The following is a 19,550-nucleotide window of genomic DNA, read 5'->3' on the forward strand; positions in this document are numbered from 1 at the left end:
AGGATTGCCATCGGCTTCGTCCATGGGGCCGATTGCCGCCTGAGTCGAGATGGGGCGTGGACGGGGCGGGCGCAACGGGCACCGTGCGAGCCTGGCCTGGCGGGTGGATGTAGGACAGGGGCGTCCGTTCGGAGGGCCTCAGGCCCTTAGTTCGGCCGGCGATGGCGCATGCTTCATCGCCATCTTCGGCCGATCGAAACGGGGGAGGAGACCGGTTGCGTCCATCGGGAAGCCGACCAGCGGATCGGCCATGCGCGCGCGCATGGCCTGCCGATCGGCGCTGGCGGCCACGAAGCGCAGTGCTGCCGATTCCGTCAGGCTGGTCGGCGCGTGGACGAAGGCGACGTTGGTCGCCATGTCCATCAGGTAGAAGGTCAGGCTTTCGAGGCCGGCCGCATCGTCCACCGGATTGCGCAGCGTGAGCGCGAAATAGCCCGCGCATTCGCCGTCGAGGATGAGGACGCCGGTGCCCGTCTTCACCTCTGTCCCGACCGAAAGGATCGAGGGGAAGATGAGGATGCCGTGGACATAATCGCCGAGCCGGGCGGCGGTGGCGCTGGTCGCCAGCAGGCGGCGGAGGACGGCCTGCGCGCTGGCGATGAGTTCGGCCCCCGACGATGCCGGCGCGGGCAGGGGGCGAAGCAGGGCCGCGGTGGCGATCAGCCCGCCAAGAGATGCGATGAAGCCCCGGCGGGGCAGGAGTGCGGCGTGACCGGCCGGCTGGCGCGCGATGATCGGCCGTCCAGGGGTGCCCTTTGCCACATCACGCTCCTTAACAGGGGCAGTGACAGTCTCATTTGGTTAACGAGGCGGCAATTGGGGGAAGTACCGAGGAGAGATGCCGGGTTTATGCCGATGTGGGGCGGCGTGGCGCCATGGAAAACGCCCGCCCCCCAAAGGGAGGCGGGCGCTGTTTTCCGATCGTGGCCGATCAGGCGTGCGAATAGCTGACGCGGGTCGACCGGCTGCGGCGCATGGCGCCACCCACCAGGCCGAAGCCCGAGATCATCATCGCCCAGGTTGCCGGTTCGGGAACCGCGCCACTGACGCCTTCATAGAAGAAGTCGCCGAACGCGAAGCCGTTTGCCCCCGGTGCCGCGGAAACGGTGAAGCTGGTGATCGGCCCGCCATTCCAGCCGAAGAACTTGGCGCCGGCCTGACCCGTCACCAACTGGTTCAGCACCGCGCCATCGCCGGTCGTCAGCGTGACGAGGAAGGAGGAGAAATCATTCGGCTCCGCGTAGAAACCGAAATTGTTCACCGCCGTGTTGAACGTCGTGGTGATCGAGTTACTGCTGACCGACAGCACGTCGCCGGTATAGCCGCAGCACCACGTTGCCCAGCCCGAGCCGATGCTGGGGATGCCGACGCTCTGGTCGAACGTCATCGTCGGGCCGCCATCCAGCGTGACGCTGGTCGTGCTGCCGGAACCATATTCGGTATCTTCCAGCCAGCCCGGCGTCAGCGCCTTCCAGGTATCCAGATCGCTGGTTACCGGAACCGACGCAAATGCGGGCGAGGCCATCACCGTGCCCGCGAGGAACATCGCTGCAATCAGATTCTTACGCATGGGTGCATCCCCTGTGATTGAGCAGAACAATCAACATGCGACCTTATCTGGTAGCGGAGCGGTGCAACCGAGCAGCTTTCCCCCACAAATGGGAGGAGATGACCGAGCAGCTTTCCCCGCAAATGGGAGGAGATGCTGCCCCCGTTTTCGTGTCAACGGACCAGAATCGCCCGCCCCAAAGCGGGACAAATTCCAAATCGGTTCGCGGGTCAGAGCAGGAAGTAGCTGGCCCCGGCGCCGGCGGCAAAAGCGGCAATCCCGACAAGCAGATAGCGCCACGGGCCGCCGATGCGGACGACCTGGATCTCGGCCAGCGGGGGCAGGGGCGGGGCGCCGCCTTCCGGCGGAAATTTCGCTTCGATCCGGCGAATGAGATCGGGAATCCGCGCCAGCGTGCGGAAATCCTTGCCGAGTCGGTCGGCGATCGCGGCTTCGGGCCCGAGTTCGGAACGCAGCCATTCGCGGACGAAGGGGGCGGCGGTTTCCCACATGTTGATATCGGGATCGAGCGCGGTGGCGACGCCTTCGACCATCACCATCGTCTTTTGCAGCAGCAGCAGATGCGGCTGGGTCTGCATGTCGAAATCGCGGGTGATGGCGAACAGCCCGTCGAGCATCTGGCCGACGGAGAGTTCCTTGACCGGGCGGCCGCGCATTGGTTCGCCCACGGCGCGCAGCGCGGTCGCGAATTCCGCGACATTGTGATGCGCGGGGACATATTGCGCCTCGAAATGAATCTCGGCCACCCGGCGATAATTGCCGGTGATCAGGCCGTAGATGATCTCGGCGAGCCACAGCCGCGCGCGCCGGTCGATCCGGCCCATGATGCCGAAATCGATCGCCGCGATCCGCCCGTCGGGCAGGACGAACAGATTGCCCTGGTGGAGATCGGCGTGGAAGAAACCCTCGGCGATCGCCTGGCGCAGGAAGGCGCGGACGAGATTGCCGGCGATCGTCGCCGGATCGTGCCCGGCCGCGATCAGCGCGTCGCGATCGGACAGCTTGATGCCGTCGATCCATTCGAGCGTCATCACCTTGCCGGCGGTGCGCTGCCAGTCGATCTCGGGCACGACGAAGGTCGGTTCGGCCTCCATCCCCTCCGCCAGTTCCGAGGCCGAGGCGGCTTCGCGGCGCAGATCGAGTTCGCGCGCCGTCCAGCGCTTGAAAGTGGCGATCACCATGCGCGGGCGCAGGCGCGCGGCTTCGCCGCCCATCGCCTCGACCTGGGCGGCGGCCCATTCATAGGTGTCGATGGCGCGCAGGAAATCGCGCTCGACGCCGGGGCGCAGCACCTTGACGGCAACCTGCTCGCCTTCGGCGGTGACGGCGCGGTGGACCTGCGCGATCGACGCGGCGCCCACGGGATCGGGATCGATCGACTGGAAGATATCCTCAATCGGGCGATGGAAGGCGGTTTCGATCTGCTCGCGGATCGCGGCGAAGGGCACGGGCGGCAGCGCGTCCTGCAGGCGCAGGAGGTCTTTCGCCGCTTCCTCGCCGACGAGATCGGGGCGGGTGGCGAGGCTCTGGCCGAGCTTGATCGCGGCCGGGCCGATCGCCTGGAAGGCATCGGCATAAGCCGGCACCTTGGGCACGCGCGCGCCGAAGCGGGCGATCCGGGCGAGGCGACGCACCGGCGGCGGGGTCAGCGGATCGCGCTCGATGCCTTGCAGGGCGCCATGGCGCGCCAGCGTGCGGCCCCACTTCAGGAGGCGGGCGATATGAACGATGGCGTGGGTCAAATCTTCCAGCCGCTATGAATGGCGACGACACCACCGAGAATCGGTTCGACTTTGGTCCGCACGAAGCCGGCGTCCGCGATCATCCGTTCGAAGGTCGGCATGTCGGGGAAGCGACGGATCGATTCGATCAGGTAACGATAGCTTTCCTCGTCATTGGCGAGGAGCTTGCCCATCTTGGGCACCAGCCGGTGCGAATAGCTGTCATAGACCTCGGCGAAGACCGGCCACTGATTGGTCGAGAATTCGAGGCAGAAGAAACGGCCGCCGCGCTTCAGCACGCGATGCGCCTCGCGCAGGGCGGCCGGGATGTCGGTGACGTTGCGGATGCCGAAGGCGATCGTATAGGCATCGAACTGCCGGTCGTCGAAGCTGAGCGTCTCGGCATTCTGTTCGGACCAGATCAGGCCGTGAACGCCCTTCTTCTTCGCGCGCTCCATGCCGACGCCGAGCATCGCGGGATTGATATCGGCCACCGTCACTTCGGCGCCGGAGGCGGCGTGGCGGAAGGCGATGTCGCCGGTGCCGCCCGCCATGTCGAGAATCGATTCGCCCGCGCGCGGCTTCACCCGGCGGACGAAGCGGTCCTTCCACAGCCGGTGCAGCCCGCCCGACATGGCATCGTTCATCAGATCGTAGCGCGACGCGACGTTGCGGAAGACGGCGCCGACGCGCTCTGTCTTCTCCTCGGGGCTGACGTCCGAATAGCCGAAGGATACCGTTTCCATGGCGGCAGGCTCTACAAGGGTTGCCGCTGAACGTCACGGCCCATATCGCAGGAAAATCATGCCCGAACTTCCCGAAGTCGAGACCACCGTCCGCGGGCTGCGGCCGCCGCTGGAAGGGCAGCGGCTGGTGACCGTCGATCCACGCCGGCCGGACCTGCGCCGCCCGATCCCGGCCGACCTGCGCCAGCGGCTGACCGGGGCGACGGTGACGCGGCTCGGCCGGCGGGCGAAATATGGCCTGATCGAAACCGATCGCGGCGACACGCTGATCTTCCATCTCGGCATGTCGGGCAGCTGGCGGATCGATCCGAGCGAAATCGGCAAGCACGACCATCTGGTGATCGAGACGGCGGCCGGGCGGCGGCTGGCGCTCAACGATCCCCGGCGCTTCGGTTCGCTCGACCTGGTGGCGACCGACGCGGTGGAGGATTTCCCCGCCTTCCGGGCGCTGGGCCCCGAGCCGCTGGGGCCGGGGCTGAGTGCTGCGCATCTGAAGGCGGCGTTCGCGGGGCGGGTGGCGCCGGTGAAGGCGTTGCTGCTCGACCAGCGGATCGTGGCGGGGCTTGGCAATATCTATGTGTGCGAGGCGCTGAACATCGCGAAGATCGCGCCGACCATCGCGGCCGGGCGAATCGGCGCGGGCAAGCTCGCAACGCTGGTGGATGCGATTCGCGACGTGCTGGCTGCCGCGATCGAGGCCGGCGGTTCGTCCTTGCGCGATTATGTCCAGCCCAATGGCGAGCTCGGCTATTTCGCCAACCAGTGGCGGGTCTATGGGCGCGAGGGCGAGCTGTGCGCCTGCGGCACGGTGATCCGGCGCCGCGTCGATAGCGGGCGATCGACCTTCTATTGCCCGCGATGCCAGCGCGGAACGGTTGACGCGGCGGCCTGAAAGTGTATGTAGCCGGCCTTCCCGGCGCGGGATCATCCCTGCGCCGCATCCCATTTTGATCTATTGAGGACGAGCATGGCGAACACGCCGCAGGCAAAGAAGCGCATCCGCCGGAACGAGCGTCGGGCCGAGATCAACGGCGCGCGCGTGGGCCGCATCCGCACCTTCATCAAGAAGGTCGAGTTGGCCCTGACCGCCGGTGACAAGACTGCCGCGACTGCCGCGCTCGCTGCCGCCCAGCCGGAAATCGCCCGTGGCGTTTCGAAGGGCGTGCTCCACAAGAACACCGCGTCGCGCAAGTTCGCGCGGCTGACCAAGCGCGTCGCCTCGCTCGGCTGATCGCTCGGTTACTACCGGGTTAAAGGCCCGCCGGGGAAATTCCTCGGCGGGCCTTTTCATTTCTTCATGGTTACAATCGTGAATTCTAGGATTCACCGCGATTCGTGAATTGTTACGGATTCGGGAAGTCCAGAATAAACTATCAAAATCAATGATTTGTGACGCATCCACGCAAAAGCACGGCTTTTGCTGTCAAGCGCCATTATTTCTTTTTTGTTTCATGTGAAGGCCTTGATCCAAGGCCGAACGCCTTTCAAAAAGACACTCCGCCCGACGAGTCTGGTTGGGCGGAAAAGCGGTAACGGCGGAAAAAGGCTGCAACCGGGGGCGGTTGCGCAAGGGGATCGTTTGTCCCCGGTTCCGGCGTGCCGTTTGGGGGCCAATTTTAGAAGGGACCGACGTGACCTCTGCCGCTTCGTTTCTTTCTGTGCAGGACATGCCCGAGGCGGACCTGCCGCCGTCGCCCTTTGAGGCGGCCTGGGAAGCGATTCGCATCAACCTGCGCCGGACCTGCGGTGCCCGCACGTTCGACGGCTGGCTGAAGCCGATGACGCTCGTCGGATTCGATTCGGCCGAATCGACCATCCGGCTGGCGGCGCCATCCGATTTCATGGCGAACTGGGTCGAGACCCATTTTGCCGAACATCTGCTGCAGGCGTGGCGCGCCATGCTGCCGCAGGTCGACAAGATCGTGATCACCACCGATTCGCCGCGCCCGGCGCTGTTCGTGGCGCCGGAGCCCGAAGCCGCGCCCGCGGCCGAATCGGCGCCCGAGCTTACGGCCGGAACCGCGATCGTGGCGGGGCAGGTGGCGGAACATGGTTTCGAGGCGCGCTACAGCTTCGATTCGTTCGTCGTCGGCAAGGCCAACGAGGTCGCGTACAACGCGGCCCGCACGCTGGCCGAGGGCGGGGCGCTGGGCTTCAACCCGCTGTTCCTCCACGGCGGCACCGGCCTCGGCAAGACGCACCTGATGCACGCCATCGGCCAGGAGTTCCTGGCCCGTCAGCCGAATGCGCGCGTGATCTACATGTCGGCCGAGAAGTTCATGTACGAGTTCGTGGCCGCGATGCGCGCCAAGGACACGCACAGCTTCAAGGCGCGGCTGCGCGCGGCCGACGTGCTGATGATCGATGACGTCCAGTTCATCGCCGGCAAGGAATCGACGCAGGAAGAATTCTTCCACACGATGAACGAGATCATTTCGGCCGGGCGCCGACTCGTCATCACCGCCGATCGTTCGCCGCAGGATCTGGAAGGGATTGAGAGCCGCATCCTCTCCCGCCTCGCCTGGGGCCTGGTGGCGGACGTCAACCCGGCCGATTTCGAGCTGCGGCTGAACATCATCCTGAAGAAGCTGGAGGCGATGCCCCAGGCGAACGTGCCGCATGACGTGGTGATGTTCCTGGCCCGCCGGATCAGCGCCAATGTGCGTGAGCTGGAAGGCGCGCTGAACCGCGTCGTCGCTTATTCGCTGCTGTCCGGTCGCCCTATCGACATGGAGTTCACGCAGGAGACGCTGGCCGACATGCTGCGCGCCACGCAGCGGCGGATCACCATCGACGAGATCCAGCGTCGCGTGTGCGACCATTATCGCATCAAGCAGTCCGAAATGGCTTCCGCCCGCCGTGCGCGCGAAGTGGCCCGTCCGCGCCAGATCGCCATGTATCTGGCCAAGCAGCTGACCCCGCGTTCGCTGCCCGAGATCGGCCGCCGCTTTGGCGGGCGCGATCACACGACGGTGATCCATGCGGTGAAGCAGATCGAGAAGCTGCGCCAGACCGACGCCGAGCTCGACGCCGACGTGCGGCTGCTGATGCGCCAGCTGGAGGCCTGATCGGCCGAGACGGGCCCCCACGGGGCCGCAAGCACCGGACAAATGAAAAGCCCCGCCGGTTGGCGGGGCTTTTTGCATATGGGCGACGATGGCGCGTCAGGATTTGGCCATGTCGCCATGTTCAGGCCGCGATGTTCAGGCCGCGATGTCCATGCGGCGATGTCCGGGCCGGCAGACGAGGGCCATCTGCCGGGAACTCGCTTCAGCCCTTCTTGGGCGGCGGGATGGTGATGCGCACCTCCTCACCCGAACGGCCGGGGAAGTTGGTGAACATCGCTTCGACCAGATTGGGCACGAGCGCGGGCAGGCTGTCCGTCGTCGAGCGCGCCTTGGCCTTGCCTTCGAACACGCGCTGGCCGGAGGCGCCGTTGATCGTCATGTCGAGATAGCTGGTATAGTAAGTATAGCTTTCGACATCGGGATAGCCCCAGAAGGGATCGGCCCAGCCATAATAAAAGGCCGAGCGATAGCCCCAGCGGCCATAGGGAGAGCCCCAGCCGCCATAGCCGTAGCCGCCATAACCCGGCCGGGTGACGACCTTTTCGCGGCCATTGTCGACGCCATAATCGAGCATGACGGTGAGCGTCGCGCTCGTCGCATCGGCGGCGCGGACATAGCCCTGGGCGACCAGCCGCTGTTCGACCAGCGAGGCGTATTGGGCGAATTCGAGCCCGCCTTCGTTGCGCGGATCGGCAGCCTTGATCGTGAAGGTCTGCCCCTGCGGTGCCGGCATGGCCTGGAAGCGCGCAACATCCGCCCGGAACGGCGTCGCGCAGCCCGACAGCGCCAGCAGGGCAGCAGCGGGAGCGGCGAGGGTGAGGAACCGTTTGGAAAGCGACATGTTGGCGACCTCGCAAGGGGCTGGCGCCCCACACTATAACACAGCCCGAGCCTCGCATAGCCGGGCTGAACATCCGTTGAACGCCGGGTGAACATATCGGCCGCGTATCGGGTGGAAGGCATGATCGGGCCACCGGCGTGGGTCGATGGCCATCAGGGGGAATCAACCATGCCTTCCATGGTTCCAGACGGAGCCGATCGGCGAATGCCTTGGCGGGGATGAAAAAAATCCCCGCCTTTCGGCGTTTACCAGCGCAGGCCCATCGCCTTGTAGGTGGCGTCGAGCGTCGGCGCGGCGGCCTCGCGCGCCTTGGCGGCGCCGATGGCGAGCAGGCGATCGAGCTCCGCAGGATCGGCGCGCAACGCATCGAGCCGGCTTTTCACCGGGCGCAGCGATTCCGCCACCAGTTCGGCCAGCGCGGGCTTGAACGCGCCGAAGCCCTGCCCGGCGAAGCGGGCGAGCACCTGTTCCACCGTTTCGTCCGCCAGCGCGGCATAGATGCCGACGAGGTTGCGCGCCTCGGGCCGGCCGGCCAGTTCCTCGGCCGAGGCCGGCAACGGTTCCGGATCGGTCTTGGCCTTGCGGATCTTCTGGACGAGCAGATCGGCATCGTCGGTAAGGTTGATGCGGCTCATATCCGACGGATCGGACTTGGACATCTTGGACGTGCCGTCGCGCAGCGACATGATCCGCGCCGCCGCCGGCGGGATGATCGGTTCGGGCAGCGTGAACAGTTCGACCCCGAAATCGGTGTTGAACTTGGTCGCGACATCGCGCGCCAGTTCCAGATGCTGCTTCTGATCCTCGCCCACCGGCACATGGGTGGCCTGATAGAGCAGCACGTCCGCCGCCTGGAGCACGGGATAGGCATAGAGGCCGATCGACGCGCCTTCGCGGTTCTTGCCCGATTTTTCCTTGAACTGGGTCATCCGGTTCAGCCAGCCGATGCGGGCGGTGCCGTTGAGCAGCCAGCACAGTTCGGCATGGGCGGGAACATCGGCCTGGCTGAACAGCGTGGCGCGCGCGGGATCGACCCCGGCGGCGATCAGCGCGGCGGCCATTTCGCGGATATTGGCGCGCAGCTGAGCGGGTTCGTTATGAACGGTGATCGCGTGGAGCGAGGCGAGGAAGAAGAAGCACTGGTCGCCCGCGCCAAGCCCGTCCTGCATGCGCACCCAGTTGCGGATCGCCCCCAGATAATTGCCGAGGTGGAGGTTGCCGGTGGGCTGAATGCCCGAGACGATACGCATCATGCTTCCTTCTTCCTGCGGCGGCGGGTGAGCAGCCGTATTCCTTCCTTGTCCATGCCGCCCAGCAGCCAGGCGGCGCCGAAATAGACGATTCCGCCGACGCCGACGAGGGCGGTGACCGAAACCATCCGTTTGCCGACCGAGCCCGAGAACCAGTCGGCCAGCCATTCGCGCAGCGCCCACAGCGCCGCCGCCATGATCAGGCCGGCGGCGACCTGGCGGGCGATGCGGCCCCACAGCCAGGGTTCGATGCGGAAATGGCCGCGCCCGCGCAGCACGACATAGAGCATCACGCAATTGAGCCACGAGCAGGCGGCGATCGCGAAGGCGAGGCCGTAAATGCCGAAGGGCGGGATCAATGCGAAGTTGAGCGCGACATTGGCGATCAGCACGATCGCCGCGGTCTTGACCGGGGTCTTGGTGTCTTCCCGCGCGTAGAAGCCGGGGGTGATCACCTTGACCAGCACGTAGGCCGGCAGGCCCGCGACGATGATCGCCAGCACATTGCCCGTCACCATCGCATCATGGGCGGTGAACTTGCCGCCCTGGAACAAGGCCGAGATCAGCGGGCCGGCGACGACGGCCAGCGCCAGCGCGGCGGGCAGGCAGAGCAGCATCGACAGTTCGACTGCCTTGCCCTGCACCTTTGCGGCCTCGCCGGGTTGATCGGTGGCGATGAAGCGGCTGATCTGCGGGAGGATCGCCGTGCCGAGCGCGGTGCCGATGACGGACAAAGGCAGCTGGTTCAGCCGATCCGAATAATTGAGGTAGGACATCGACCCTTCGGGCAGCCGGGTGGCGAAGAAGGTGTCGATGAGCTGGCTGATCTGATAGACGCCCGCGCCCAGCGTGGCCGGGATCACCACGACGAAGAACTGCTTCACGCCGGGCGTGATCCGGGGGCGTCGCAGCCGCAGCGAGACGCCGGCCTTGCGTGCCCCGTTCCACAGCAAGGCGAGCTGGAGGAAACCGCCGGCGGTGACGCCGGCCGCCAGCGCATAAGCGGTCTTCACCCCGCCATCGGGCACGATGATCAGCGCGGCCAGCATGGCGACGTTGAGCAGCGCCGGCGCAAAGGCGGCGGCGGCGAACTTCGTCAGCGAGTTGAGCACGCCCGAGAAGAGCGAGACCAGGCTGATCAGGATGAGATAGGGAAAGGTGATCCGCGTCAGCGTGACGGTGAGATCGAACTTCGCCGGTTCATCGGCATAGCCCGATGCGATCGCCCAGACGAACAGCGGCATCGCGATTTCGAAGACGAGGGTGAAGAGGAAGAGGGTGGGCAGGAACACCGCCAGCACCTCTTCCGAAAACTTCCTCGCATCCTCGATCCCGCCCTGGCCGTGCAGGCGCTGGCTGAACAGCGGCACGAACCCGGCGGAAAACGCCCCTTCGCCGAACAGGCGGCGGAAGGTGTTGGGGAGGCGGAAGGCGACGAGGAAGGCATCCGCCGCCCCGCTGGCCCCCATGATGCGCGACATCAGCATCTCGCGCGCGAAACCGAAGACGCGGCTGACCATGGTCAGCCCGCCGATGGTGCTGATCGCCTTGATCAGGTTCATGCGGAGATGCCGTGTCCCGTCAGATCAGGCCTGGCCCGCCGTTTCGCCAGCCTGCAGCGCCTGGGCCTGCGCCTGCTGCTGCATGTAGAGGCCGCTGAAATCGATCGGTTCGAGCATCAGCGGCGGGAAGTTGCCGTCGCGCACCGCATCGGCCAGCACGCGGCGGGCGAAGGGGAAAAGCAGGCGCGGCGCTTCGGCAAGCAGGAAGGCCTGGACCTGTTCCTGCGGCACGTTGCGCAGGCCGAACAGGCCGCCGAACAGCAGTTCGACCTGGAAGGCGACACCCTGTTCCGCCTTGGCGGTGACGTCGATCTTCAGCGCCACTTCGTGCACATCTTCGCCCAGCGTGTCGGCGCGGATGTTGAACTGCACGTCGATCTGCGGCTGGCCCTGCCACTGATAGACCGCCGGGGCGTTCGGATTTTCGAAGGAGAGATCCTTCACATATTGGGCGATCAGCCCGACCTGGGGCAGATTGTCTTCGCCATTGGCAAAGGTTTCGCCCGCGTTCACGACGCCTTCTTCTTCGGCCATCCGGATATCGCCTTTTCAGGTGTTGAATAGGCCGCGCGACTAGCAGGCGCGAAGGGGGAGGGCAATGGCGGGCAGGCGGCGTGCGATCATGCGCAGCATCGCCGCGCCGGCCTCCGAAAAGCGCCATTTGAAACATTCGCGCCACATCCCTATGTAGCAGGGGACAAGCTTGCGGAGGTCCGGTGGAAACGATCATTATCCTGGCGTTGGTGTTCGTCTTCGTCGCGATGAGGCTCTATAGTGTCCTCGGGCGCCGCACGGGGCATGAGCAGCCGATCGCCAAGCCGGTCGAAGCCCAGCCCAAGCCGGCCCCGATGGCGCGTTCCAGCGCCGATATCCCCTCCCAGCCGGTGGCCGCCGAACCGGCGATCGATGCGCGCGCCAATGAAGGCATCCGCGCGATCGTCGCCGCCGACCCCAATTTCGACGTGAGCGCGTTCCTGAATGGCGCGCAGGCGGCCTATCGCATGGTGCTGGAAGCCTTCTGGCGCGGCGACCGCGACGAGCTGGCGCGACTGGTGGACGATAATGTGCGCGAGGATTTCGTGGAGGCGATCCGCCTGCGCGAGGAAGCGGGCGAGGTGCTGGACAACCGCCTGATCTCGGTCGAGCGCGCGGTGATCAAGCGTGCCCGCCTCGACGGCCAGATGGCGAGCGTGACGGTGCGCTTCGATGCCGACATCGCGGCGGTGACGCGCGACAAGGAAGGCAATGTCGTCGCCGGTTCGCTGAGCGACGCCGTGCCCACGCATGACGTGTGGACGTTCAGCCGCCATGTCCGCGCCGACGATCCCAACTGGATCCTGATCGAAACCGACGAGGCGGCGTGACTCGTCTCGCTTTAGGGGGCGCGCTGGCCGCGGCGCTGGCGCTGACCGCTTGCGTCACGCCCGAAACCCCGCAGTCCCGTCCCACCGCCACCCGGCCGCCGGTGCCCACCGGTGCCGCGCCGTCGAGCCCGCCGCTGGGCCCCGTGCGCACCGCGCGCAGCAGCCTGCCGCCGGCGCCCGCGCCGCTCGCCACCGCACCCGCCGGCACGACCGCCGCGCAGCAGGGGCTGCGGCCCGGCCCCGCCGTCGAGACGCTGGGCATCACCGATGCCGAGGCGCGATCGGCGCTGGCCGCATTCCGCATTTCCTGCCGTTCGCTGGTTCGCCGGACCGACAATAGCGGGCTGACGCGCGGCAGCGACTGGCAGCCGGCCTGCGACGCCGCTGGCGCGGTGGCGGATCGCGATGCGCTCGCTTTCTTCGCCAGCCGGTTCGAGACGGCGATCGTGGGCGAGGGCAAGGCCTTCGCCACCGGCTATTACGAGCCCGAGATCAAGGGTTCGCGGACCCGCCGTGCTGGCTATGAGGTGCCGATCTATGGCCGCCCCGGCGATCTGGTCGAGGTGGATCTGGGCCAGTTCGCCGACGATCTGAAGGGCCGGCGCATTCGCGGCCAGGCCAAGGACGGCAAGCTGATCCGCTATCCCGATCGCGCCGCGATCGTCAGCGGGGCGATTGACGGCAAGGCGCCGGTGATCGCCTGGGCGGCCGATCCGGTGGAGTTCTTCTTCCTGCAGGTGCAGGGTTCGGGGCTGCTGGAACTGCCCGACGGCAAGATCATGCGTGTCGGCTATGACACGCAGAACGGCCGCGATTATACCGGCATCGGCGCCTACATGCGCGATCGCGGGCTGCTGCAGCCGGGCCAGTCGTCGATGCAGGGCATCATGGCGACGCTGCGCGCCATGCCCGATGGCGGCGCCGGCGTGATGAACGAGAATAAGAGCTTCGTGTTCTTCCGCGAACTTTCCGGCCCCGGCCCGCTCGGCGCGCTTGGCCTGCCCGTCACCGGGCGGACGACGGTGGCGGCCGATCCCGCCTTCGTGCCCCTGGGCGCACCCGTTTTCCTGTCGCTTGATCGCACCGAGGCGACGGGGCTGTGGATCGCGCAGGATACCGGCGGCGCGATCAAGGGCGCCAACCGCTTTGATACCTATTGGGGCGCGGGCGATGATGCGCGGCGCGTGGCGGGTGGCATGTCCGGCCGGGGCAATGCCTGGCTGCTGCTGCCCAAGGGAAGCGTGACGCGACTGGCGGCGGCGAAGGCCACGCCCGGCGAGAGCGGCAGTGGCGGGAAGACGCCTCGACGCTGAGGAGCGCGCGCTCTGGCGCAAGGTGACGGCAACCGTTCGCCCGCTCGATCTGCGGCGCAAGGATGCCGTTGACCCCGCCGGAGAGCGTGACGCCAAGCCGACGCCTGCGCCGGTGTCGCCCCGCGCCAAGGCGCGGGCGTTGCCGCCTCCGCCTGCCGCGCGCGACAAGCCGGTTATTCCCGCCGCCAACCCCGACACGCTGGATGGCGGCTGGGATCGACGCCTGCGACGCGGGATCGTGGCGCCCGACCGCACGATCGACCTGCATGGCCATACGCTCGCTTCCGCCCATGCGGCGCTCGATGCCGCGCTGGCGAGCGCGGTGGCGGCGGATGCGCGCGTGCTGCTGGTCGTCACCGGGCGGGCGCCACGCCCGGGGGCGCCGGGGCGCGGGCTGATCCGCGCGGCGATCGGCGACTGGCTGGGCGCGTCGGGCTGGGCATCGCGGATCGCGGCGGTGCGCAATGCCCATCCGCGCCATGGCGGCGCGGGCGCGCTGTATGTGGTGCTTCGCCGCCGCCGATAACCTATTGGTTCGTCACGCCTAGTTGCAATTTCGTCGCAATGGCGACCTTTCATTAACCGAAAGCTGGCAGGGTATCCCCGTGCCCGATGGAGCGGGTGCGCTCCAACGGGGGAAGGGCGGGCATCGGCATAATGGAGGGACTGTCTCTCAAAAGCCGTGCGATCGCCTTCGCCCTTTGCGCCGGTGCGGTGGTGTTCATCCTCGCGCTTTTCGCGGGGACAAGCTCGGTCAGTGGCAAGAATGTGCTTGGCGCGCTGGTTGCGGCGATGATCTGCGGCGTGATGAGCTGGGCATCGGCCGAGCGCGCGATCGCCGGCGTCGCCGAAGCGGTGGACCGGCTGGCCCTGCGCCTGCGCGCGGCGGCAGATGGCGACCTGATGTCACCCGCGCCCGAAAAGGTGCGCGAAACGCTGCCCGAGCTTGCCGACGCAATGGACGGGCTGTTCGCGCAGGTGCGCGCCAATTTCGATAGCGTGCACACGCTGGCGATGTTCGATCCCGTCACGCAGCTGCCCAATCGCATCAATTTCCGCCGCAGCGCCGAACGGCTGCTGGCGCGGCGCGAGGCCGACGAGATGGCGGCCCTGCTGTTCGTCGATCTCGATCGCTTCAAGTTCGTCAACGACAGCATGGGCCATGCCTGCGGCGATGAAGTGCTGGCGATGGTCGCCAACCGGCTGCGGCTGGTGGCGGCGCGGGCCGAAGTGGATGTGCCGGCGACAAGGCCCGATACCACCCCGGTGATCGGCCGGCTGGCAGGCGACGAGTTTACCCTATTGTTCCCGGTGGTGCGCGATGGCGCCCATGCCGAACGGCTGGCCTGGCGCGCGCTCCATGCCTTGTCGGAACCCTTTGTCGTCGCCGGGCAGAATATCGATGTCGGCGCGTCGATCGGCCTTGCGATCGCGCCGGACAATGGCGTCGATCTGATCGGGCTGATGCGCGCGGCGGACATCGCCATGTATCATGCCAAGGCGCAGGGGCGCCGGCAGGTGCGCCGGTTCGATGCCCAGCTGGACGCCGCCGCCGAACAGCGGTTGCAACTGGAGCGCGAGCTGCGCCGGGCGATCGAGCGTGGCGAGTTCGAGCTGGCCTTCCAGCCGCAGGTGCGCTTGCCGGGGCAGGAGGTGGTGGCGGTGGAGGCGCTGTTGCGCTGGCGTCATCCCGAGCGCGGGCTGCTGCTGCCCAACGCGTTCATCCATGCGGCCGAGGAATGCGGCCTGATCCGCGAGATCGGCGATTGGGTGCTGCAGCGCGCGCTGCGCACGCTGGCGGCCTGGCACGCGGCGGGGCTGGACCAGCGGATCGCGATCAATGTCAGCCCCCGCCAGCTTGCCCAGCCGGGCTTCTTCGCGCGGTTGCGCACGCTGATCGTCGAGACGGGCGCGCCGATCGGGCGGGTCGAGATCGAGATTACCGAGACGCTGGCGATGCAGGGTAGCGATGCCGTGCTGGAAGGGCTGCGCGAACTGCGCTGCGAAGGCATCAGCGTTGCGATCGACGATTTCGGCACCGGCTATTCCAACCTGGCCCGGCTGCGCAAATTGCCGGTCGATCGCGTCAAGCTGGACCGCAGCCTGATTCAGGACGTCACCCATTCGGCCGAGGCGCGCACGCTGATCCATTCGGTGATCGCGCTGATCAACGGCCTTGGGTTCGAGGCGGTGGCCGAAGGCGTGGAAGAAGCGGCGCAGAAGGACGTGCTGCGCGCCATCGGCTGCGGCGCGGTGCAGGGCTATGCGATCGCCCGCCCGATGGACGAGCCCGCCTTGTTGGCCTGGCTGGCCGCCTTCGACCCGGACGGGGCGCGGGCGACGGCCTGATTCAGCCCTGCTGCCCGCCGCCGAGCGCGTGGGCGATGATATCGGCGTAAATGTCCGTCAGCGCGTGAAGATCGGGGATGGCCACGGCCTCGTCCAGCTTGTGCATGGTTGCATTGCACAGGCCGAATTCCACCACCGGGCAGATTTTCGACAGGAAGCGCGCGTCCGACGTGCCACCGCTGGTCGACAATTCGGCGTCGAGCCCGGTCGTGCGGCGGATGGCATCGGTGACGAGCGTCGACAGCGTGCCGGGTTCGGTGAGGAAGGCCTCCCCCGAAATCTTGGCTTCCACCGTGCCGCGTGGGGCGTGGCGGGTGACGACTTCGCGGACGCGATCGATCAGATCCTGCCCGCGCTGTTCGTCGTTGAAGCGGATGTTGAGCCGCGCGCGGGCGGCGGCGGGGATCACGTTGGTCGCGGGGTTGCCGACGGCGATGTCGGTCACTTCCAGATTGGACGGCTGGAACCAGCGATTGCCGGTGTCGAGCGTCCACCCCTTCACCTCGTCGAGGATGCGGACCAGCCGGCTGACCGGATTGTCGGCGAGATGCGGGTAGGCGACATGGCCCTGCGTGCCGGGCACCTCGATCCACATGTTGACCGATCCGCGCCGGCCGATCTTGATCGTGTCCCCCAGCCGCGCGGCGGACGTGGGTTCGCCGACGAGGCACATGTCCGGCCGGATGCCGCGCGCGTCCATCCAGTCGATCAGCGCGACGGTGCCGTGGGATGCGGGGCCTTCCTCGTCGCCGGTGATGATCAGGCTGAGCGTGCCCTGATGGTTGCTGACGCGGGCGGCGGCGGCGATGAAGGCGGCGACCGCGCCCTTCATGTCGACCGCGCCGCGCCCGTGCAGCAGATCGCCGCGCACGATGGGTTCGAAAGGATCGGTCGCCCAGCCTTCGCCGGCGGGCACGACGTCGCTGTGGCCGGCAAAGGCGAAGTGCGGGCCGCCTTCGCCCCGGCTGGCGAACAGGTTGCGCACCGGGCCATCGGGCGGCCCACCTTCCCAGAAGCTGTGGACGGTGAAGCCGAGTTCCTCCAGCGCTTCCGCGATCACGTCGAGCGCGCCGGCATCGGCGGGCGTGACGCTGGGGCAGGCGATAAGGCGGCTGGTCAGGGCTACGGGGTCGATCATGTCCGTCCGCCTAGCGGGAAGCCCGCGCTTTGCCTATCCTGTTCCCATGCCCAAGATCGATCTGGACGCCACGCCGGCCACCAACGCGACCGGCTATCCGCCACCTTATGACGCGGCGGTGGCGAAGCGATGGTATCGCAGGCTGGGCCCCGATGCCGGCATCGAGGATTTCGGCATCAGCCATGTCGTGCTGGAACCGGGTGGCTGGTCGAGCCAGCGCCACTGGCATGAGGGCGAGGACGAGTTCGTCGTCATCCTGTCCGGCGAAGCGATGCTGGTGGAGGAGGATGCGCGCACGCCGATGCGCGCGGGCGATTGCGCGGCTTTCCCCAAGGGGCAGGCGAACGGCCATCATCTGGTGAACGAGGGCGCGGCGCCTTGCGTCTTCGTGGCGATCGGGCGCAAGGCGGCCAGCGCCTGCCATTATCCCGACATCGACCTGCATATCGACGGCCGGACGCTGAACTATTGCCGGAAGGACGGAAGCCGCCTGTGACTGTGCATCCATTGGTCGATCGGCTGCGGCGGCGTTTTCGTATCTGGCAATGGCATCAGCGCCGGGCGGGCCAGTGGCAGGTGATGCGGCGGCGCATCGCCACCGGCGTGGCGGCGGTGCTGCTGGGGCTGGTGGCGCTGGGCTTCGCGGCGATGGGCGATCATGCGCAGCGGCGATTTTCCGCGCTGGTGGCACAATGGCCCTATGCGCCCTTGCTGCTGACCCCGCTGGTCTTCGCGGCCGTCGCCTGGGCCACGCGCCGCTGGGCGATCGAGGCGAGCGGATCGGGCATCCCGCAGGTGATCGCCGCGTCGCGCGCGCCCGAGCGCGAGGCCACGGGGCCGCTGGTTTCGCTGCGCACCGCATTGGTGAAGCTGGTGATGACGGTGGCGGTGCTCGGCGCGGGCGGATCGGTGGGGCGCGAAGGGCCGACCGTGCAGGTGAGCGCCGCGATCATGGCGGCTTTCCACCGGCTGCTGCGCGTGCCGGTAACGGCGGGCGTGATGATCGCGGGCGGCGCGGCGGGTGTTGCGGCGGCGTTCAATACGCCGCTGGCCGGGGTCGCCTTCGCGATCGAGGAACTGGCTGCCGCCTATGAGCAGCGCGTGGCGGTGATGGTGATGGCGGCGGTGATGATCTCCGGCCTCGTCAGCCTCGGCATCGCAGGCGACTATATCTATTTCGGGGCGATGCGGCAGACGCTGGACGTCGGCTCCACCCTGCTGATCACGCCGATCGCCGGTATCGTCGGGGGGCTGGGCGGTGGCCTGTTCGCGCGGACGATGCTGCGCTGGCAGGCGGCCGAACATCCCCGCATCGCGCGCATCAAGGCGCGGCCGGTGCTGCTGGCCGGCGGCTGCGGACTGGTGGTTGCGGCGGTCGGCGTGCTGACCGGATCGACCTGGGGAACGGGCTATGAGGCGACCCGCAGCCTGGTCGAAGGGCAGGGTGACGCTTTGTGGTTCGGCCCCGCCAAATTCCTGGCGACGCTGGCGACGAGCATGAGCGGAACGCCCGGCGGCATCTTCGCGCCGTCGCTGGCGGTGGGGGCGGGCGTCGGCAACCTGCTGACCCCGCTTTTCCCGCATGATCCGGCCGGCGCGGTGGTGGTGCTGGCCATGTGCGCTTATTTCGTCGGCGTCGTCCGCGCGCCGCTGACCGCCGTCATCATCATCAGCGAGACCACGGCGAGCCGGGGGCTGATCCTGCCGCTGTTCGCCGCCGCGCTGATCGCCGATCGGGTGAGCGCGCTGGTATGCCGCGAACGGCTATATCACGGGCTTGCCCGGCCGTTCATGAACCGTGGCGGGGGCTGATCCGCGGCGCGTTTGGTAACGGAGCGACGCCTGGCTTGGCCAGCGTCGCTCGGTTTGCGGGTCAGGCGATCGGCGGGGCCTCAAACTTTTCGATCACCCAGCTTTCGGCATAGGCGCCTTCAAGCCACGCCTTCACGTCGGGATGGCCCATCACCGCTTCCATATAGGGGTGGGCGAAGCGCGGCACCGGGATCGAATAGGTGATGAAACGGGTGATGACGGGCGCGAACATGATGTCCGCCGCGCCATATTCGCCGAACAGATAGGGGCCGGTGCCGCCGAAGCGTGCCCGCGCCTCGGCCCAGAGCGAGACGATGCGCATCACATCCTGCGTCGTGCCGTCGCTGAGCGGCTGGGGCGGATAGCGGCGGCGCACATTCATCGAATGCTCGCGCCGCAGATTGGCGAAGCTGGAATGCATTTCCGCCGCCATCGACCGCGCCATCGCGCGCGCGGCATTGTCCTCCGGCCAGAATTTCTCGCGGCCTACCTGATCGGCGAGATATTCGATGATGGCGAGGCTGTCCCACACGACGATATCGCCGTCCCACAGGATCGGCACCTTGCCGGAGGAGGGAGCGAACTCGTCGCCTTCGCGGCGCTTGTTCCAATCCTCGTCATAGAGGGGAACCACCATTTCCTCGAAATCCAGGCCGGATTGCCGGACCGCAAGCCAGCCGCGCATGGACCAGGAGGAATAGGCCTTGTTGCCGATGAAGAGCTTGAGCATGGCTTGCGGCATAGAGCGCCGAAGCCGCACACTCAACCGTCACCCTAAACTTGTTCGGGTTTTGCCGGCCTGCGGCTTCGCGGCCG

General features: G+C 67.2%; 19 protein-coding genes. 9 read left to right on the top strand and 10 right to left on the bottom strand.

Annotated features, from left to right (window positions below):
- Window positions 1-138: 138 nt before the first annotated feature.
- The 4 genes from CHB74_RS08200 to CHB74_RS08215 form a co-directional block, all read right to left on the bottom strand.
- Complete coding sequence (locus tag CHB74_RS08200) at window positions 139-762, bottom strand: lipid-binding SYLF domain-containing protein (protein WP_089219151.1); 624 nt, start codon at window positions 760-762, stop codon at window positions 139-141.
- 169 nt (window positions 763-931) lie between these two features.
- Window positions 932-1,570, bottom strand: a complete 639-nt coding sequence (locus CHB74_RS08205; RefSeq protein WP_089219152.1) for a PEPxxWA-CTERM sorting domain-containing protein — start codon at window positions 1,568-1,570, stop codon at window positions 932-934.
- A 209-nt stretch (window positions 1,571-1,779) separates the two neighbouring features.
- Entirely contained in the window at window positions 1,780-3,312 is a 1,533-nt protein-coding gene (ubiB, locus tag CHB74_RS08210) for a 2-polyprenylphenol 6-hydroxylase (RefSeq protein ID WP_089219153.1), read from the bottom strand.
- Window positions 3,309-4,037 (bottom strand): class I SAM-dependent methyltransferase, encoded by a 729-nt coding sequence (locus CHB74_RS08215; RefSeq protein WP_089219154.1) that lies wholly within the window; start codon window positions 4,035-4,037, stop codon window positions 3,309-3,311. Before CHB74_RS08215 ends, ubiB begins: the two co-directional genes overlap by 4 nt.
- 58 nt (window positions 4,038-4,095) lie before the next feature.
- Between CHB74_RS08215 and mutM the strand changes: the two genes are divergently transcribed.
- From mutM to dnaA, 3 genes are all read left to right on the top strand, one after another.
- The gene (gene mutM, locus CHB74_RS08220; protein ID WP_089219155.1) at window positions 4,096-4,929 is read left to right on the top strand and encodes a bifunctional DNA-formamidopyrimidine glycosylase/DNA-(apurinic or apyrimidinic site) lyase; all 834 of its coding nucleotides are present in this window, start codon (window positions 4,096-4,098) and stop codon (window positions 4,927-4,929) included.
- A 75-nt stretch (window positions 4,930-5,004) separates the two neighbouring features.
- Entirely contained in the window at window positions 5,005-5,268 is a 264-nt protein-coding gene (gene rpsT, locus CHB74_RS08225; RefSeq protein ID WP_089219156.1) for a 30S ribosomal protein S20, read from the top strand.
- Window positions 5,269-5,668: 400 nt separating this feature from the next.
- Entirely contained in the window at window positions 5,669-7,105 is a 1,437-nt protein-coding gene (dnaA, locus tag CHB74_RS08230; RefSeq protein WP_425442256.1) for a chromosomal replication initiator protein DnaA, read from the top strand.
- A 202-nt stretch (window positions 7,106-7,307) separates the two neighbouring features.
- On the opposite strand, the gene CHB74_RS08235 is transcribed toward dnaA, so the two are convergent.
- The 4 genes from CHB74_RS08235 to secB form a co-directional block, all read right to left on the bottom strand.
- Entirely contained in the window at window positions 7,308-7,946 is a 639-nt protein-coding gene (locus CHB74_RS08235; protein ID WP_089219158.1) for a DUF4136 domain-containing protein, read from the bottom strand.
- A gap of 245 nt (window positions 7,947-8,191) precedes the next feature.
- The gene (gene trpS / locus CHB74_RS08240; protein WP_089219292.1) at window positions 8,192-9,196 is read right to left on the bottom strand and encodes a tryptophan--tRNA ligase; all 1,005 of its coding nucleotides are present in this window, start codon (window positions 9,194-9,196) and stop codon (window positions 8,192-8,194) included.
- Window positions 9,196-10,758 carry a murein biosynthesis integral membrane protein MurJ gene (gene murJ / locus CHB74_RS08245; protein ID WP_089219159.1) on the bottom strand — a complete coding sequence of 521 codons (1,563 nt, stop codon included), beginning with the start codon at window positions 10,756-10,758 and terminating at the stop codon, window positions 9,196-9,198. Before murJ ends, trpS begins: the two co-directional genes overlap by 1 nt.
- 24 nt (window positions 10,759-10,782) lie before the next feature.
- Window positions 10,783-11,292, bottom strand: a complete 510-nt coding sequence (gene secB, locus CHB74_RS08250; RefSeq protein ID WP_089219160.1) for a protein-export chaperone SecB — start codon at window positions 11,290-11,292, stop codon at window positions 10,783-10,785.
- Window positions 11,293-11,474: 182 nt separating this feature from the next.
- Here secB and CHB74_RS08255 point away from each other — a divergent pair, with 182 nt between their 5' ends.
- The 4 genes from CHB74_RS08255 to CHB74_RS08270 all read left to right on the top strand — a co-directional run bounded on the left by CHB74_RS08255 (window position 11,475) and on the right by CHB74_RS08270 (window position 15,784).
- Complete coding sequence (locus CHB74_RS08255) at window positions 11,475-12,122, top strand: Tim44/TimA family putative adaptor protein (RefSeq protein WP_089219161.1); 648 nt, start codon at window positions 11,475-11,477, stop codon at window positions 12,120-12,122.
- Window positions 12,119-13,435: a murein transglycosylase A gene (gene mltA, locus CHB74_RS08260; protein WP_089219162.1), complete on the top strand. Its 1,317-nt coding sequence runs from the start codon at window positions 12,119-12,121 to the stop codon at window positions 13,433-13,435. The genes CHB74_RS08255 and mltA overlap by 4 nt, the downstream gene beginning before the upstream one ends.
- A complete protein-coding gene (locus CHB74_RS08265) occupies window positions 13,410-13,961 on the top strand; it encodes a Smr/MutS family protein (RefSeq protein ID WP_089219163.1) in 552 nt (183 codons plus the stop codon). Before mltA ends, CHB74_RS08265 begins: the two co-directional genes overlap by 26 nt.
- A 131-nt stretch (window positions 13,962-14,092) precedes the next feature.
- Window positions 14,093-15,784 carry a putative bifunctional diguanylate cyclase/phosphodiesterase gene (locus CHB74_RS08270; RefSeq protein ID WP_089219164.1) on the top strand — a complete coding sequence of 564 codons (1,692 nt, stop codon included), beginning with the start codon at window positions 14,093-14,095 and terminating at the stop codon, window positions 15,782-15,784.
- Window position 15,785: 1 nt separating this feature from the next.
- Here the strand turns inward: CHB74_RS08270 and dapE are convergent, their stop codons facing one another.
- Window positions 15,786-16,922, bottom strand: a complete 1,137-nt coding sequence (gene dapE / locus CHB74_RS08275; RefSeq protein WP_089219165.1) for a succinyl-diaminopimelate desuccinylase — start codon at window positions 16,920-16,922, stop codon at window positions 15,786-15,788.
- Between the two features lie 46 nt (window positions 16,923-16,968).
- On the opposite strand from dapE, the gene CHB74_RS08280 reads away from it, so the two are divergent.
- Together CHB74_RS08280 and CHB74_RS08285 are read left to right on the top strand one after the other, a co-directional pair.
- Window positions 16,969-17,418, top strand: coding sequence for a cupin domain-containing protein (locus CHB74_RS08280; protein WP_089219166.1), 450 nt, complete (start codon window positions 16,969-16,971; stop codon window positions 17,416-17,418).
- Between the two features lie 83 nt (window positions 17,419-17,501).
- Window positions 17,502-18,734 carry a chloride channel protein gene (locus CHB74_RS08285; protein WP_089219293.1) on the top strand — a complete coding sequence of 411 codons (1,233 nt, stop codon included), beginning with the start codon at window positions 17,502-17,504 and terminating at the stop codon, window positions 18,732-18,734.
- A gap of 61 nt (window positions 18,735-18,795) precedes the next feature.
- Here the strand turns inward: CHB74_RS08285 and CHB74_RS08290 are convergent, their stop codons facing one another.
- Entirely contained in the window at window positions 18,796-19,464 is a 669-nt protein-coding gene (locus CHB74_RS08290) for a glutathione S-transferase family protein (protein WP_089219294.1), read from the bottom strand.
- Window positions 19,465-19,550 lie beyond the last annotated feature (86 nt).

Source organism: Edaphosphingomonas laterariae, assembly GCF_900188165.1.
Taxonomy (GTDB): Bacteria; Pseudomonadota; Alphaproteobacteria; order Sphingomonadales; family Sphingomonadaceae; genus Sphingomonas_E; species Sphingomonas_E laterariae.